The organism is Pigmentiphaga litoralis, from assembly GCF_014651835.1.
GTDB classification, from domain to species: domain Bacteria; phylum Pseudomonadota; class Gammaproteobacteria; order Burkholderiales; family Burkholderiaceae_B; genus Pigmentiphaga; species Pigmentiphaga litoralis.
In genome coordinates this window covers 668,065-683,765 of sequence record NZ_BMXQ01000002.1, presented here as the reverse complement: position 1 = coordinate 683,765, position 15,701 = coordinate 668,065, and the positions used below count along the sequence as shown (strand labels likewise).

Sequence of the window (15,701 nt, the reverse complement as noted above, 5' to 3'; positions counted from 1 at the left end):
CCTGGACGATTGTCTAAAGGATCGCCTGCAGCCCTTTGTCGGCAATGATATTTAAAAGCTTGAGTGCAGGCCCCGCTGGTCGGCTCTCGCCCTGCTCCCATTTCTTGACCGTCGACGCGGTGGTGTGCAGGTGATGCGCGAAGACGGGTTGACTGATATTGAGGCTCTCACGCAGTGCTTTGATGTCACCGGGACTGAACGCCTTCACGGGCGCTGGAAACTGCGCCTGGAAGTCGCGCATCGTGACCTTGCTGATAACGCCCGCTTCAAGCAGCGCGCCCATGTCCTCGCGCACGGACTCAATGATCTTGCTCATAACATTCCACTTCTTGTAAGACACCCTGTTCGATAGCGGTCGCGAAGGCGTCGGGCAACAGGTTCAACAGCACCCTACCCAAATGCTTCAATGCCAGTAACTCGTCGTTCTTGATATTGCCAATATCATTCTTGGCGAAGCCCTCCAGAAATACGGCTCGATGCGCAATGCGCGCGGCGATGAACACGCGAAAACCGTCGCGTTTTCCGCCGTTCGGACGAGCAACACGTTTCTTGTAGAGCTCACCACTTAGCCTGGCATCGACTAGGCCACGCTCCAACTCGCCAACGGCCTCGCACAGGACGACATCTGACAGGCGTTGAGACGCCTGCCAACGCGTGAAGCTTCTGCGCTTTACCACTCGCCTCGACATCCAAGCCTCCACTATACCCGTAACGGGTATACGAACACGCTATTGATCACGCCTGCAGCACCGGTTCAAGCGCATGAATCAGCGTCTGGTGATGCAAGATAGCGTGGTTCGGGGGATGAAAGGTGGGACACCAGGACATCCATGTCCACCTGCGATGCCGCGACGAAACGTCGCGTTGCTTCGTGACCCACAGCGACGTGAGGGCAAAAAAAACGCGCCCCCAAGGACGCGTTTTGCTTGCTACCTGCTTTGACTTACTTGCAGATCCGCTCAACCAGCGCATCCAGTTGCGTCAGCATGCTGTCCATGTCGTCGGCGTTGACGTTCAGGGCCGGCATGAAGCGCAGCAGGTTCGGGCGCGGGGCGTTGAGCAGCAGGCCTTCCGGGTTCTGGTCGCGCGCGGCTTCGACAATGGCGGGACCGTGGTCGGTGGCGAGCTTGAGGGCGCGGAGCAGGCCCATGCCGCGTTCACCCTTCATGCCGTACTTTTCGGACAGCTTGAGCAGGCCGTCCGACAGCTGCTTGCCGCGCGCGTTGACGCCTTCCAGGAAGCCCGGCGCGGTGACGGCATCGAATACCGCGATGCCGACCGCGGTCATGAGCGGGTTGCCGTTGTAGGTGCCGCCCTGGTCGCCGTGCTTGAACACGCACACGTCCTGGCGCGCCAGCAGCGCGGCCAGCGGGGCGCCGCCGCCGATACCCTTGGCCAGCGTCATCATGTCGGGCGTGATGCCGAACTGCTGGTAGGCGAACAGCGAGCCGGTGCGGCCCATGCCGGTCTGCACTTCGTCGACGATCAGCAGCAGCTTGTGCTTGTCGGCCAGCTGGCGCAGGCCTTGCATGAATTCCTGGGTCGCAGGAATCACGCCGCCTTCGCCCTGGACGGGTTCGAGCATGATGGCGACTGTCTGGTCATCGATCAGGGCTTCGACCGACGCGATGTCGTTCAGGTCGGCCTTCGGGAAACCTTCGACCTGCGGCGCGAAGATGGTGCTCCAGCCCGGTTTGCCCGATGCCGACATGGTCGTCAATGTCCGGCCGTGGAAGCTGTGGTCGAACGTGATGATCTTGAACGCGCCGTTCTTGTTGACCTGGCCCCACTTGCGCGCGAGCTTGATCGCGCCTTCGTTGGCTTCGGCGCCGCTGTTCGCAAAGAACACGCGGTCGAAACACGACGCGCCGGTCAGGCGGTCGGCCAGTTCCACCATGGGCTGGTTGTAGAAGGCCGGCGACGGGTTGATCAGCGTGCGCGCCTGGGTGTCGAGCGCGGCGATGATTTCCGGCGGGCAATGGCCCAGTGTGTTGACGGCCCAGCCCTGGATGAAGTCGAGATAGCGCTTGCCCGCATGGTCTTCGAGCCACGACCCCTGCCCTCGGACGAACACGATTTCCGGGCGCTGCGTGATCTCCATGAGGGCGTTGACGTTGAACTGGCCGAATTCCATGACTCAAACTCCTAAGGTGCCCGGACGGGCAAAAAACACAACAAGAACCGACTGGGTCGGGTAGGAAACCTTACACCGTGTTTGCTGCAATGTCTGCTTCAGAGGTAAACGAATCCGCATAAAACTCATCGAACGGCAGACCGGCTTCGGCGCCGAAATCGCGGCCCGCCGATTCCACGACGATCGGTGCGCCGCAGGCATACACCTGGTGGCCCGACAGGTCCTTGAAGTCTTCCAGGACGGCGCGGTGCACGAAGCCCGTGCGGCCGGTCCAGTTGTCTTCCGGCAATGCGTTCGAAATCACGGGCACGTAGGTGAAGTTCGGCAGATCCTGCGCCCAGCCCTTGGCCATGGCGTCCGAGTACAGGTCGTGCGGACGGCGGCCGCCCCAGTACAGGGTGACCGGGCGGGTGATGCCCTTGGCTTTCATGTGTTCGACCATGGCGCGGATCGGCGCGAAGCCGGTGCCGCTGGCGACCATGACGATGGGCTTGTTGGAATCTTCGCGCAGGAAGAAGGACCCGAAGGGGCCTTCGAAGCGCATGATTTCGCGCTCTTTCATCTGCGTGGCGCCAGCGCCGAACACGTGGTCGGTGAACGCGCCGCCAGGCAGATGCCGCACGTGCAGTTCAAGCGGGCCTTCTTCATGCGGCGCGCTGGCCAGCGAATAGCTGCGGCGGCGGCCGTCTTTCAGGATCACTTCGATGTACTGGCCCGCGTTGAAGCGCAGCTTTTCGGTCGCAGGCAGTTGCAACTTCAGGATGACGACGTCGGGCGCCACCTTCTCGATGCTCTGGACGCGGCACGGCAGCTTCTTGATCGGGATGTCGCCAATGCCCTGCACTTCGCGGATCTCGATGGTCAGGTCGGTCTGGGGCTTGGCCACACAGAACAGCGACATGCCACGCGCGATCTCGTCCGGCGTGAGCGACGCGGCCTGGTGCGGGCCGAGTTCGACCTCGCCTGCAGTAATCTTGCCCTTGCACGATGAGCAAGCGCCATTCTTACAGCTGTAGGGCAACATGACGCCTGCCTGGAGGGCCGCATCGAGCACGGTCTGGCCGGCTTCGACTGCAAATTGATGGCCGCTCGGCAGTACGGTGACCTGATGACTCATCACCTGGATCCTAAAAATGGAAGTTCTATGAAACCCGGACCGACTTCAGCCGGAACGCACGTTTTTTTTCCCCGGCCGGCACGTCTTGGAAAGCCGCGCCTGCTGATCGTCGGCTGCGGCGACACCGGTATGCATGTACTGGCGCAACTGGCCGGACGCCTGCGGGTATTCGCCTTGACCTCGCATCCGGAACGCGCCGACGACTTGCGCCGCGCCGGGGTGGTTCCGCTGGTGGGGGACCTGGATCAGCCCCGCAGCCTGGCACGACTGCGTGGGTTGGCGGCGTGGACGATGATGCTGGCGCCGCCGCCGGCACATGGCCCGGAAGATACCCGTTCCGCCCGGCTGGCTGCCGTTCTGCGGCGGCCCGCGGTCCGGCTGCGTGCCGGCATGACCCGGTCCCCTCAGCCTTGCAGCGGCCAGCGCCACCTGCAACACGCCCTGATTGTAGCCAAACCCGCCTGGACCGGCGCGCGCAGGCCGGGGGCGCCGCGGCAATGGGCGTCTCAGCAACACCTGCAGGCCCGGCCCGCGCAGCGCCTGGTCTATGCCAGCACGTCTGGCGTGTATGGCAATGTCGGTGGCGCGCGGATCGACGAGACGCGCCCCACCCACCCGCAGACCGATCGCGCCCGCCGCCGGGTCAGCGCCGAAACGCAGTGGCGCGCGCTGGGGCCGGACCGTGCGCGGATGGCGCGCGGCTTCCAGACGGACATGGCCCCCTGGCGCAGCACCATCCTGCGTATCCCGGGCATCTACGGACCTGAACGGTTGCCCCTGGAACGGCTGCAGAAAGGGCTGCCGCGGTTGCATCCGGCGGAAGACGTCTACACCAATCACATCGAGATCCACGATCTGGCCCGCTGTGTGATCGCGGCCCTGTGGCGCGGCAAGCCGCAACGCGTCGTGCACGCGGCCGACGGGCAGGAACTGTCGATGGGGGATTATTTCGACGCGGTGGCCGATGCCTCGGGGATGACGCGTCCGCCCAGGCAGTCGGCCGACGAGGTCCGCGCGGCGGTCAGCCCCGCCATGTGGTCATTCATGAACGAATCGCGCCGGTTGATAAACGGGCGATTGGTCAAGGAACTGCGGGTGAAGCTGGCCCATCCGACGGTGGAGTCGGCGCTCAAGGACTGGTATCCGGGTGCGTGACCGCGTTCACGACAACCAGACAATCCGCAGCGCCAGCAACAGGAACACCACGCCGGCCAGGCGATCGAGCCACACCGCCGCGCCCGGCCGGCGCTGCAGCCATTCGCCGACATAGCCCGCACCCCACGCGATCGCGCCAAACACCACCGCCGTCTGCACCGCAAACACGGCGCCCAGCACCGCCATCTGGCCATCCGGGTGTCCGAGCCACGGATTCACGAACTGGGGCAGAAAGACCAGAAAGAACAGCGTGACCTTGGGATTCAGCATGTTCGCCAAGACGCTCTGGCGATAAATCCGCCACCGCGACACCGGCGCCCCCGACGTGCCCAGAGACAAACCACCCCGGCTGCGCAGCGCCTGCACCCCCAACCACATCAGATACGCGGCGCCGGCCAGCTTGATGGCGTCGAAGGCCATGGGCGACGCGCGCAACACCGCGGCAATCCCCACCACAGCCAGCGTCGTATGAAAGACGCATCCGGACGCAAACCCCAAGGCCGCCGCCACCCCCGCCGCCCTGCCCTGGCTCATGGCCCGCGCCAGCACCTGCACGTTGTCCGGCCCGGGCGCCATCGTGACGGCCACGGAAGCCGCGAGGAACAGAAGGATATTGGGCAACATGGCCGATCAGCAGAAGTCAGCCGTTCGAGTTCTTCTCGATGATTTCCTTGATGCGATTGTTCTCGTCCACCAGGATCACCTTTGGCTTGTGGGCATGGGCCTCTTCTTCGTTCATCGGACCGTAAGTGCAGATGATCATCAGGTCCCCGATTTGCGCCCGCCGCGCCGCCGCGCCATTCAACGAAATCTCGCCCGAACCCCGCTTGCCCTTGATGACATACGTCGAAAAGCGCTCGCCGTTATTGATGTTGTAGAGCTCGATCCGCTCGTACTCTTTCATGTCGGCTGCATCGAGAAAGTCTTCATCGATACCGCAAGAACCTTCGTAATTCAAATCCGCCTGGGTCACCGCCACACGGTGGATCTTGGCGCGAAGCATGACGCGTTGCATAAAGGGGGGTCCAAAAGTGCTGTGTGAGACGGGGTTTATAACTTATTGGGGTTCGGTTTGGGATTGGAAGAGTTTGGTGCTTGGAGCCCGGCCAGAGCGGACAGTCCCCTGGGAAGGCCGAGCTCGCGAAGTCCCGGCCTACGCCGGGCCTTGCATTGCAAGTACCTTCCCAGGGGACTGTCCGCTCCGTCCCTGTTCGCACGAACAAGGTGGCATGCATGGAGGGATCCGCACTGGTGGTGGGGTGGAGGGGGGATATTAAGTGGCGGCATCTGGATGCCACGGGCGCAGCATGGCATCAAGCATGTCACCACATACCCGATGCTCGCACCAAGAAACCGCACGGCAAGCGAACGCAAGACGCACGAAGGCCGGTGCGGGGGCTCGCGTTGGGAGGCTTTGCTAAGCCCAGTCCCGGCGTAGGCCGGGACCCAGCGAGCTCGGCCTTCCAACGCGAGCCCCCGCGGCGGCCGCGCAAGAACTCGACATCAACGACAGAACCAAGAAGCCCGGCCGCAAGAACTCACACCGCCACCAAAAGAACCTACTTCCCCACCGCCCGCAAATACCCAGGCTCCACCGGCTTGATTGCCGCAAAGCTCTCACGCGTGGCGATGAACTCAGGCCGTGGCGTCAGCCCGAATTTCGGGGATCCCAACGCGTTGTCCACCGAGTTGTAGACCATGAACACATTCGACCGGGGCGATGGCGAAATGTTGGAATTGGAACCGTGCATCGTATTGCAGTCGAAAAACACCACCGAACCGGCCGGCGCCATCAACGTTTCCACCCCGCCCTGGTCCGCCAGCAGCTTCAGGCTCAACGTATCCGGCACGCCATACTCCTGCTTCTTCAGCGACGCCTTGTAGTGCTCCTCGGGCGTCTCGCCCACGCACGACACGAACTGCGTGTGCGAACCAGGCATCACCATCAACGGACCATTGCTGGCAGTGTTGTCACTGAGCAGCACCGAACAACTCAGGGCCCGCATCGCCGGCATGCCGTCTTCCACATGCCACGTCTCGAAGTCCGAATGCCAATAGAACTCCTTGCCCTGGAAGCCCGGCTTGATGTTCGCGCGCGACTGGTGGATGTACACGTCCGACCCAAGGATCTGCCGCGCGATGTTCACCAGCCGCATGTCCTGCGACAGGCGCGCCAGCACCTTGCTCAGCTTGTGCACCATGAACACCGACCGCACCGCATCGCTGCCGCGCTCGGTAATCGCTTCTTCGCGGCGGCGAATCGCCGGATCGACGGTCAGGCGTTGCACTTCGTGCAGCAGCGCCGCGGTCTCTTGCGCCGAAAAGAAATTCTTGAGCATGATGAAACCATCACGCTCGTACGACGCCAGTTGCGTCGTATCCAGTCCCGACGCGGGGGCGTCGTCTGGCCGGCCATACACCACCGGATCGTGTCGCTGGACAATCGCCGCGCCGCGATCCGAACGGCTCGCATATCTATCTCGTGCTGGGGTAATCACTATCGTCTCCGTCAAGGATGCTGGAAAAATCACGCGGCCTGGGCATCGGGCAAGGGGTAGACGCCATCGGCGTCATGCACTTCCTTGCCAGTGAGCGGCGGGTTGAACACGCAGATCACCCGCAGCGGCTCCTTGCCGCCGCGCAAGTAATGCTCGTCGTTGTCGTTCAACGCGTAGACCACGCCCGGTCCCAACGCATATTTCTTGCCGTCGGCCACCGTCTCGATTTCTCCGTCGCCCTCAATGCAGAACACGGCTTCGACGTGGTTCTTGTACCAAATGTGGGTTTCGGTGCCGGGGAAGATGATGGTCTCGTGGAACGAGAATCCCATCCCGTCCTGCTTGAGCAATACGCGGCGGCTGGTCCACGTGTCGGTCGACACTTCGTTGTCGGTGCCAACGATATCCTTCATGTTCCTGACGATCATCGTGCCTTCCCTCCGAACTTGATGACGCGCGCGCCGGCGTGCTTTTGGTCGGGCTCGGCGGCCAGAACGTCGGCCACGCTGCGATCCAGAATGTCGAGCGCCTGGCGCAACTGCACTTCTTCAATCGTCAAGGCGGGCAGGAACTTCAGGACTTCATCGTGGGCGCCCGAGGTCTCGATCACCACGCCATGCTTGAACGCCTGCGCGGCCACCTTGTTGCTGAAGCCTGGAATGTCGCTGACCAGGCCCTGGATCAGGCCGCGTCCACGCACCGACAAACGCGCTTCAGGATGGCTGTGCACCATGTTTTCCAGGAAGTCGCGCAGCAGCGTCGCCTTGCCGGCAATGCTCTGCGTGAAGCTGTCGTCGGCCCAGTAGGTGTCCAGCGCCTTGGCCGCGGTCACGAAGGCCAGGTTGTTGCCGCGGAAGGTGCCGTTGTGTTCGCCGGGCTTCCAGATATCCAGTTCGGGCTTGATCAGCACCATGGCCATGGGCAGGCCAAAGCCGCTCAATGACTTGGACAGCGTGATCAGGTCAGGCTCGATACCGGCCGCTTCAAAGCTGAAGAAGGTGCCGGTACGGCCGCATCCGACCTGGATGTCGTCGATGATCAGCAGCATGTCGTGGCGGCGGCACAGGCGCTGCAGCTCTTTCAGCCAGCGCTGGGTCGCGACGTTGACGCCGCCTTCACCCTGCACCGTTTCGACGATGACGGCGGCGGGCGCATCGAGGCCGCTGCTGCGGTCTTCCAGCATGCGCTCGAAGTAGGACATGGTGTCGACGTCCGGGCCGAAGTAGCCGTCGTACGGAATGAAGGCCGTATTGGCCAGGCTGACGCCAGCCGCGTCACGGTATTTGGCATTGGCGGTCATGGCGAGCGAACCGCCGCTGACGCCATGGAAGCCGTGCGTGAACGACACGATGTTCTGGCGCTGCTTGACCTTGCGGGCCAGCTTGAGCGCGGCTTCAACGGCATTGGTGCCGGTCGGGCCGGTGAACTGCATCGAGTACTGCATGTTGCGCGGTTTCAGAATCACGCGCTCGAAGGTTTCAAGAAACGCTTTCTTGGCAGAGGTGGCCATGTCCAGGCCATGGACCACGCCATCGGACGCAACGTAGTCGAGCAGGGGCTGCTTCAAGACGTCGTTGTTGTGGCCGTAGTTCAAGGTGCCCGCACCGGCGAACAAGTCGATGTATTGCTTGCCTTCTTCGTCGAACAGCAATGAGCCCTTCGCTTTGCTGAACACCACCGGAAACGAGCGCACATAGCCGCGCACTTCGGATTCGAGGCGGTCGAAAATATTGAGATCCATCGGTTATCCCTCTTGTTTTGCGTAGTGAAAATAACGTTCGGCAGACCCGGCATGGCGCCGGGACAGGTACGTGGCGTACCTGGCCTTGGTCAAAACGGACCGATCCGCAACAGTCGTTCGTCGTCGTGATCGGCCCCCCCAAACAATGTGGGTGGAAACAGCGTCTGCTCTTCGAGCGGCGCGTGCAGGTCGTCGGCAAGTCGCGCGAACATGCGGCGCGATGCGGCGTTATCGGGGGAGACGGTCGTCTCGACAACCCTCACTGGCGCCACGGCATCGCGCGCCAGAAGCTCGGTCAGCATGGCCGCGCCCAGGCGCTTGCCGCGCGCCGAAGGATGCACGGCGACCTGCCACACGAAGAGCACATCAGGATGTCGAGGGGGCACGTAGGCGGAGATGAATCCCGCCAGTTGACCGTTCTGTTCCGCAACCACACAGGTGTCGCGAAAGTGAAGGCAGAGAAGCAGGTAAGCGTAGGTCGAGTTCACATCGAGGGGCGGGGCATCCTGGATCAACTGCTGGATGGCCGCGCCGTCGGACAACTCGGGCTTCCTGAAACTGCAGCCCGGCGCGGGGGCCGGGACGACATTCGATATTGCAAGGACGGGGGTCGTGTCTATCGCGTTCAGACCGTGATCCTCCTCTTTCTTTACCGCCGGCTGCATGGGGCAACCAGCGTGGTTCGGGTGGCCGAGGTCAAACCGCCAGGCCGGACTCCGGTGAATTCTCCGATGCATGGATATCCAGCAACGGCGACGAATCGGTTTGGCGCGGCGCTTCCATCAGGTCGACGATGCGTTCCAGCGACAGCGTGATCGTGGCCTGCTCCAGTTCGGGCAAGGCATTCAACGCATCGGCCAGGGTCTTCTGCAGCGGCGACGGCGCTTCGGCGGCCAGCGTGCGGCCGGCGTCGGTCGCGGTGATGAACACCGTTCGGCGATCGTCGCGGCTACGTTCGCGCCGGATCAACTGCTTGTCTTCCAGACGATCCAGGATCCCGACCACCGTGCTGGGGCTGACGCTGATCAGCCGGCTGAGCGCGGTGGCCGTGACAGGACCGGACTCGATCACCGCCAGCAGGCATACCAGCTGCGGCGCCGTGATATGGCTGTAGGCCGCAAGCTGCTTGGAATGCAAGGCGACGTTACGCGTGATGCGGCGCAAGGCCCGCAGGATGCGCAAGTCGTAGGCGCTGGGATTGGGTATGGTGGACGGGTCCATCGGGGCTAACCTGTTAGAGCTGAATACAATTCAGGTCGAATCGTTTCAACGCAAATGATTCTAACGCGATGAATCACAAATTGTCAAAAGTGCAGCGTGTGGATGGACTCTGGTTCAACCTACAAAAGCATGACAACGCGATGACAACACGCCCACAACTGCCGCCATGTCCGTCCTTCTTCGCGCTCATGCCTTAAAGGAATCCGTACTCAAGCCCAGCCGATGCATCTTGTCGTACAGCGTCTTGCGGGGCATGCCGAGCAGTTCGCTCGCCGCCGTCGCCCTGCCCGCACAGGACTTCAGCGCGTCTTCAATCAGGTGGCGCTCGAACATGGACACCTGTTCATCCAGTGAGCGGGACGGGGTCGAGGTGGGCAGCGACGTCTTGTCCTTGAGCAAGCCCAGCACATACCGGTCGGCCGTGTTCCGAAGCTCGCGCACATTGCCCGGCCAGGTCTGCGACATCAGGTCGCCCATCAGGGCACTCGACACGGTTGGCACGTCGCGGCCGTAACGCAGCGCGCCCTGCATCAGAAAGTGCTCGAACAACTGCGGAATGTCTTCGCGACGCTCGCGCAAGGGCGGCAGTTCCAGCACGGCCACGCTCAGGCGGTAGTACAGGTCGGCACGAAAGCCGTCGCGGGCGGCCAGGGCCAGCAGATCCGCCTTGGTGGCCGCCACGACGCGGCTGGTCATGGGCAAGGGGTCGTTCGAACCCAGCCGTTCGAAGCTGCGTTCCTGCAGCGTCCGCAGCAATTTGATCTGCAGCACCATGGGCATGGTTTCGATTTCGTCCAGGAACAGCGTGCCGCCCTGCGCATATTCGATCTTGCCGATCCGGCGCTTCGCCGCGCCCGTGAAGGCGCCCGCCTCATGCCCGAACACTTCGCTTTCAAACAGCGATTCGGGCATGCCGCCGCAATTGAGCGCCGCAAAGTGATTGTCGCGGCGCGCGCTGTAATCATGCAGGCAGCGGGCCACCAGTTCCTTGCCGGTGCCGGTCTCGCCCACGATCAGGACGTCGGCATCGGTATCGGCCAGGTCGAGAATCGTGCGGCGCAGGGTTTCCACCACGGGCGACCGCCCAAGGATCAGCGACTCGATGGCCTGCCGGTTCGCCAGCTGCTGGCGCAGCGTCTGCACTTCCAGTGTCAGGCTGCGCTTGTCCAGCGCGCGATGCACGACCTCGGTCAGGTGTTCGGACGAGAACGGCTTTTCAATGAAGTCATAGGCCCCCAGGCGCATGGCTTCCACCGCCATCGAAATGTCGCCATGGCCCGTCACCAGGATCACGGGCAGGCTGGCATCGATCTGCAGGGCATGACGCAGCAGGGCCATGCCATCCATGCCGGCCATCTTCACATCGGTCACGAGCACGGCCGGCATGCCCGGCACGATGTGGCGCGCGACCTGTTCGGCCGACTCGAACACCTGCACGGTCAGGCCCGCCAGTTGCAGCGCCTGCTTGCCACCCAGTCGCACCGCGGGATCATCTTCCACGAACAGGACGGTCAGGTTGTCATGCATCCGTGCTTTCCTCGATAGTTGCTGATCGCAACTGTATGACAAATTCCGCGCCGCCGTCCGGATGGTTGCGGGCCTTCAGGCTGCCGCCGAATTCACGGACGATGCCGGCGGAGATCGCCAGGCCCAGCCCCAGGCCGGCGCCCTGCTCCTTGGTGGTGAAGAAGGGTTCGAACAGACGGGGCAGGTGTTCCGGTGCAATTCCCGCGCCGCGGTCCCGCACGGCGATCCGGACGACCGGCCCATCCTGCCGCGCCGACACCGTCACCCGGCGCAACTCGGACTGCGCCATGGAGTCCAGCGCGTTGCCGAACAGATTGACGAACACCTGTTCGAGCCGGTTCGCATCGCAATAGGCATGCATGTCGGGCGGCACGTCGGACGTGTCCAGATCGGCGCGCGCTTCGCGAAACCGTTGCCCCATCAGGAACACGGCATCCGCGATCACCGTGCTGACCGACGTGGGCCGCAGTTCCGCCGGCGACTTGCGCGCAAACTTCTTGAGCTGCCCGGTGATCTTGCCCATGCGCGTGATCAGGTCACTGATGAGCTCGAGGTTGGCTTCGACCTCGATGGTCTGCCCGCGCTGCAACAAGACGATCGCGTTGTCCGACAGCGTGCGCAGCGCGGCCAGCGGCTGGTTCAATTCATGCGTGACGCCGGCCGACATCTGGCCCAGCGCGGCCATCTTGCCGGCCTGCACCAGCTCTTCCATGGCCGCCTTCAGGACGACCTCGGCGCGTTTGCGTTCGGCAATCTCGGTCTGCAAATGCAGGTTGGCGTTGCTCAGGTCGCCCGTGCGCAGCGCCACCTTGCGTTCCAGTTCGTCATGCGCGCGCTGCAGTGCTTCCTTGGCGGCTACATTCTGCGCAATCGCGCGGCGGCGCTGGCGGATGTACAGGGCGCTGATGCCCAGAAAGGCCAGCGCGAAGGCCACGCTGATCGCACTGATGCGCGCACGGGCGCGGATGGGTCCCATGTCGGACAGAACGATCAGCTTCCAGCCTGTGCCGGGAATCGGCCGGCTTTGCGCCAGGTAAAGCGGGTCGATGAATGCCGACGCGCCCTTGGAACTGGCCGATCCGCCCACCGGATCCTGCAGGCGGGCGTGCCCCTGCGCGGTTCCCTGAGCAACCCGCACCACGCTCGCGTCATCGGCCAGCACGCGCACTTCATTCAGGCCGATCGGACCGGGTTCGCCGGCCAAGTGGTACTGGCGCGTCAGCGCCAATCGCGCCTGCGTGCTTGCGCTCAGGGGCGCCAGCGCCTTGAACTTCCAGTCCGGCACCGACGTCAGGAACACGATGCCGTTCTCATCCACCACCACGACACGTTCGTCGGCGCGCAGCCACGCGTCGTCGAGCTTGTCCAGGTCGACCTTGAGCGCGGCCACGCCCAGCATCAGGTTGTCGCGATAGATGCCGTACGAGAAGTAATAGCCAGGGGCCTGGCTGACGGTGCCGATGCCGTAAAACCGGCCCGGCAGGCCCTTCACCGCATCCGTGAAGTACGGGCGGTACGAAAAATTCTTGCCGACGAAACTGTTCGCGGCGTTCCAGTTGCTGGCGGCCAGGGTCAGCCCTTCCATGTTCATCACATAGATATCGGACGATCCGGCTTTTTGATTGACGGTATGCAGATACCGATTCACCCGATCCAGCATCACCGTGTCATCGGGCGATTGCAGCAGCGCGATCACGTCCTTGTTCAAGGACAGGATGCCGGGCAGGTAGTCGTAGCGGGTCAGTTCGCTGTGCAGCCCGACGGCGTACACATCCAGACGATGCGCCATGGTCTGGCGCAGCGCGCGCACGCCGGTCTGCTCGCCCCACAGATAGGCCAGCACGACACCGGTGGCAATCAGGAGGGCAGACAGGCCGCCCGTGATCAGACGGCGGCGCAAGGACATCGACGGCGGGGCCCCGGGCAAGGTGTCTCCATGCATGTCGGGAGGGATGGGCATTCAACCTCTCGCGAAATTTATCATGACGGAAGACACCGGCCCGGGCCCTCGGCCGGCCGGACGCGCTGTCCGGGCCGGCCGATGCCGTGCGCTCAGCCTTGACGCAGGCTCAAGGCGTTGCGGTCGGGTTGGTGATGTCGAAGACCAGGTTCTTCTTCGACGGACCGAACGACGCCCAGGTCGACTTCAGCGGCTGCTGTTCGACGCCCGGCTTGCTCCAGTCGCAGACACCGGTCGCAAAGGTCGCGCGCAATGCCGCGACCTGTGCATCGGTGAACGTGACGGGCGCGTAGTCGGCCAGGTTGACCGGCTTGAGCTGGCACTTGACGATGTCGTCGGCCAGCGGGCCACCGGCCACCAGGCGCGGCGTGGTGCCGGCCGGATAGGCGGTGTTGCACTGCCCGGCGCCCGCGGCGGTCGAGGGCTCGATCACCTTGGTCGTGCCGATCCAGCATGCATCCACCAGCGCGGCGGGGCGTGCCTTGATCAGCTTCTCCCGCTTGGCGGCGGCGGACGAATCAGCCAGCATGCCCGACAGCCACGTGTCCATCAGCCCCAGCGTGTCGTCAAGGATGTTGCCCGGTCCGACGATGACATGGTTGTCGAAGTTGCCGTTGGCCTTGGTCAGGCGTTCGCGTACCGAGTACGAGTGGATCTTCTGGTGGATGTCGCCATTGACGCGGTCGTCAAAATAATCGCGTCGGTCAATGATCGCCGTGGTGGCCAGGCCGCCCCCTCCGTTAAGGATCCGGCCCGACTGGTAGGCCCGGCGGATGGCACCCAGGTCGCCCGACGTGCGCTGGGCCTGCGGCTTCATGTCCGGATCCAGGCCCCCGATGCGAGCGTTCAGGTCCAGGAAGTCGTCCACCGTAATGGCGCCGGCCAGCATGGCCTTCAGACCGTACTGCACGCCCACGTTGTCGATCGGACGTTGCGCAAAGCCGCGCGCATCCTTGCCGTACACATTGACGGTGTGGTCGTACACCGTGGCGCGGGTGCCGGTCGGATTGGTCGTCGGGTTGTACTTGAGTTCGTTCGGGAAGCCCGCCGGGAACGACACGACCGGATCCAGGCGCGCCGCGCTGCCGCTCATGTTCGGGATCTGCCCGACATGCAGGTAGCCCGAGATGGCCTTCTTCTGGTCATCGGTAAAGGGCCGCCCACCCGTGTTGAAGTAGTTGTTGAGCAGACGCGAATCGAAGATCTTGAAAATGGTTGCCGTCGTCACGTCGGGGAACACCGAGTTCACGATGATGCCGTCGAACAGGCCGGGGTAATTGTCGGAGGTCTGGTAGCTCTGGTAGGCGCCGCCCGAGCCGCCTGTGCCGATGGTGTAGGTCGGCCTGCCGTAGGCTTCGGTAAAACGTTCCTTGGTCATGGCCACCGTTTCGGACGACAACAAGTCGTTGCAGTTGGTGCCGAACGTGTTGAGCGTGGACGTCACGGCCGCATAGCCGCGCTTGAACCAGGTGTCGTTGATCGACAGCGACACGTTGTTGCCCTGCATGTACCAGCCGCCCTGGCAGCCGCCACCCAGCGGGTACATCAGCTTGCCGTTCCAGTTGGCCGGACGCGTGGTGGGACTGGGCGCGGGTTCAGTCAGCGGATCATGCAGAATGATCGACTGATAGATACTGCGGTTGATGGTGCCGGTCTCGACGCGCACCAGGTACGGCACGCGCTTGTTGGTGCCATCCATCACCAGGAATTCCATGTCGGCCGGATAGACCGGATTGGCAGTGGGAATGCCGGTGGTCGGCGGCATCCAGGCCACGACCGGACGGCCCGCGGCCGTGCTGCGATACACGTAGGTCACGCGGGTCGGCACCGAGCAGTTGGCGTCCAGCGGATTGCCCAGGCCGGTGCTGCCCACGGGAATGCCCGCGAAGGTGGTGGTGGCGCACACGTAGGGCGACTCGTGCGGACCGGAAATCATCGGGCCGGTCACGGGATAGTTGGTCAGTGTCAACGATCCGGTGGCTTCGCCCATGCGTGCTGCCAGGGTGTGTTCGCCGACCGCCATGCCTTCGACCCTGCCCAGATACGTGCCGGCAGACGTGGCCTTGAAGGCGGCGGATACATCCTTTCCGTCCAGCGTCACGACCGGCGTGCCCGTGGCGCCCGCGGGCGCTGCGATCTCGACCAGGGCGTCGCCGCCGCTGACATATTCAGGCATCGAAGACACGGTGCTGACGCGCAGGGCCTGCGCGGGCGAGTCCGAATCATCGCTGCCGCCGCAACCGGCGAGGAACAGGCTGGCGATCCCCGTGGCCAGCAGGGTCTGGCCCCGCGTGAAGCCGCGCCGTTGCGTACGTTGGTGCTGTCTCATCCCAATCTCCTGGACTTCT

15 protein-coding genes are annotated in these 15,701 nt (G+C 63.5%); 1 reads left to right on the top strand and 14 read right to left on the bottom strand.

Features of this window, described 5'->3' with window-relative positions; all coding sequences use genetic code 11:
• Nucleotides 1-13: 13 nt before the first annotated feature.
• The 4 genes from IE116_RS21615 to IE116_RS21600 all read right to left on the bottom strand — a co-directional run bounded on the left by IE116_RS21615 (nt 14) and on the right by IE116_RS21600 (nt 3,251).
• On the bottom strand, nt 14-316 hold the full coding sequence (locus IE116_RS21615) for a helix-turn-helix domain-containing protein (RefSeq protein ID WP_189615294.1): 303 nt from the start codon (nt 314-316) through the stop codon (nt 14-16).
• A complete protein-coding gene (locus IE116_RS21610) occupies nt 300-689 on the bottom strand; it encodes a type II toxin-antitoxin system RelE/ParE family toxin (protein ID WP_189615293.1) in 390 nt (129 codons plus the stop codon). The genes IE116_RS21615 and IE116_RS21610 overlap by 17 nt, the downstream gene beginning before the upstream one ends.
• Nucleotides 690-943: 254 nt before the next feature.
• The gene (locus IE116_RS21605) at nt 944-2,134 is read right to left on the bottom strand and encodes an acetylornithine transaminase (protein WP_189615292.1); all 1,191 of its coding nucleotides are present in this window, start codon (nt 2,132-2,134) and stop codon (nt 944-946) included.
• Between the two features lie 70 nt (nt 2,135-2,204).
• Nucleotides 2,205-3,251: a CDP-6-deoxy-delta-3,4-glucoseen reductase gene (locus tag IE116_RS21600; protein WP_189615291.1), complete on the bottom strand. Its 1,047-nt coding sequence runs from the start codon at nt 3,249-3,251 to the stop codon at nt 2,205-2,207.
• 129 nt (nt 3,252-3,380) lie between these two features.
• Between IE116_RS21600 and IE116_RS21595 the strand changes: the two genes are divergently transcribed.
• Complete coding sequence (locus IE116_RS21595) at nt 3,381-4,406, top strand: Rossmann-fold NAD(P)-binding domain-containing protein (protein ID WP_229828683.1); 1,026 nt, start codon at nt 3,381-3,383, stop codon at nt 4,404-4,406.
• A gap of 6 nt (nt 4,407-4,412) precedes the next feature.
• Here IE116_RS21595 and IE116_RS21590 read toward each other — a convergent pair whose 3' ends face one another.
• The 10 genes from IE116_RS21590 to IE116_RS21545 form a co-directional block, all read right to left on the bottom strand.
• A complete protein-coding gene (locus IE116_RS21590) occupies nt 4,413-5,027 on the bottom strand; it encodes a LysE family translocator (RefSeq protein WP_189615867.1) in 615 nt (204 codons plus the stop codon).
• A 19-nt stretch (nt 5,028-5,046) separates the two neighbouring features.
• Nucleotides 5,047-5,421 (bottom strand): aspartate 1-decarboxylase, encoded by a 375-nt coding sequence (gene panD / locus IE116_RS21585; protein ID WP_179589357.1) that lies wholly within the window; start codon nt 5,419-5,421, stop codon nt 5,047-5,049.
• 544 nt (nt 5,422-5,965) lie between these two features.
• Nucleotides 5,966-6,904, bottom strand: a complete 939-nt coding sequence (gene thpD, locus IE116_RS21580) for an ectoine hydroxylase (protein ID WP_189615289.1) — start codon at nt 6,902-6,904, stop codon at nt 5,966-5,968.
• A gap of 29 nt (nt 6,905-6,933) precedes the next feature.
• Nucleotides 6,934-7,332 (bottom strand): ectoine synthase, encoded by a 399-nt coding sequence (locus IE116_RS21575; protein WP_189615288.1) that lies wholly within the window; start codon nt 7,330-7,332, stop codon nt 6,934-6,936.
• Nucleotides 7,329-8,645, bottom strand: a complete 1,317-nt coding sequence (gene ectB, locus IE116_RS21570; protein ID WP_189615287.1) for a diaminobutyrate--2-oxoglutarate transaminase — start codon at nt 8,643-8,645, stop codon at nt 7,329-7,331. Before ectB ends, IE116_RS21575 begins: the two co-directional genes overlap by 4 nt.
• A gap of 89 nt (nt 8,646-8,734) precedes the next feature.
• Nucleotides 8,735-9,310, bottom strand: a complete 576-nt coding sequence (gene ectA, locus IE116_RS21565; protein ID WP_189615286.1) for a diaminobutyrate acetyltransferase — start codon at nt 9,308-9,310, stop codon at nt 8,735-8,737.
• 31 nt (nt 9,311-9,341) lie between these two features.
• On the bottom strand, nt 9,342-9,866 hold the full coding sequence (locus IE116_RS21560) for a MarR family winged helix-turn-helix transcriptional regulator (RefSeq protein WP_189615285.1): 525 nt from the start codon (nt 9,864-9,866) through the stop codon (nt 9,342-9,344).
• Between the two features lie 186 nt (nt 9,867-10,052).
• Nucleotides 10,053-11,393 (bottom strand): sigma-54-dependent transcriptional regulator, encoded by a 1,341-nt coding sequence (locus tag IE116_RS21555; protein WP_189615284.1) that lies wholly within the window; start codon nt 11,391-11,393, stop codon nt 10,053-10,055.
• Nucleotides 11,386-13,353, bottom strand: coding sequence for a sensor histidine kinase (locus tag IE116_RS21550; protein WP_189615283.1), 1,968 nt, complete (start codon nt 13,351-13,353; stop codon nt 11,386-11,388). The genes IE116_RS21555 and IE116_RS21550 overlap by 8 nt, the downstream gene beginning before the upstream one ends.
• A gap of 109 nt (nt 13,354-13,462) precedes the next feature.
• Nucleotides 13,463-15,682 carry a DUF6351 family protein gene (locus IE116_RS21545; RefSeq protein WP_189615282.1) on the bottom strand — a complete coding sequence of 740 codons (2,220 nt, stop codon included), beginning with the start codon at nt 15,680-15,682 and terminating at the stop codon, nt 13,463-13,465.
• Between the last annotated feature and the right edge of the window lie 19 nt (nt 15,683-15,701).

Coding starts and splice junctions, on each gene's coding strand:
- IE116_RS21615 (WP_189615294.1), bottom strand. CDS start 316: ATGAGCAAGATCATTGAGTCCGTGCGCGAGGACATGGGCGCGCTGCTT.
- IE116_RS21610 (WP_189615293.1), bottom strand. CDS start 689: ATGTCGAGGCGAGTGGTAAAGCGCAGAAGCTTCACGCGTTGGCAGGCG.
- IE116_RS21605 (WP_189615292.1), bottom strand. CDS start 2,134: ATGGAATTCGGCCAGTTCAACGTCAACGCCCTCATGGAGATCACGCAG.
- IE116_RS21600 (WP_189615291.1), bottom strand. CDS start 3,251: ATGAGTCATCAGGTCACCGTACTGCCGAGCGGCCATCAATTTGCAGTC.
- IE116_RS21595 (WP_229828683.1), top strand. CDS start 3,381: ATGCATGTACTGGCGCAACTGGCCGGACGCCTGCGGGTATTCGCCTTG.
- panD (WP_179589357.1), bottom strand. CDS start 5,421: ATGCAACGCGTCATGCTTCGCGCCAAGATCCACCGTGTGGCGGTGACC.
- IE116_RS21575 (WP_189615288.1), bottom strand. CDS start 7,332: ATGATCGTCAGGAACATGAAGGATATCGTTGGCACCGACAACGAAGTG.
- ectB (WP_189615287.1), bottom strand. CDS start 8,645: ATGGATCTCAATATTTTCGACCGCCTCGAATCCGAAGTGCGCGGCTAT.
- ectA (WP_189615286.1), bottom strand. CDS start 9,310: ATGCAGCCGGCGGTAAAGAAAGAGGAGGATCACGGTCTGAACGCGATA.
- IE116_RS21560 (WP_189615285.1), bottom strand. CDS start 9,866: ATGGACCCGTCCACCATACCCAATCCCAGCGCCTACGACTTGCGCATC.
- IE116_RS21555 (WP_189615284.1), bottom strand. CDS start 11,393: ATGCATGACAACCTGACCGTCCTGTTCGTGGAAGATGATCCCGCGGTG.
- IE116_RS21550 (WP_189615283.1), bottom strand. CDS start 13,353: ATGCCCATCCCTCCCGACATGCATGGAGACACCTTGCCCGGGGCCCCG.
- IE116_RS21545 (WP_189615282.1), bottom strand. CDS start 15,682: ATGAGACAGCACCAACGTACGCAACGGCGCGGCTTCACGCGGGGCCAG.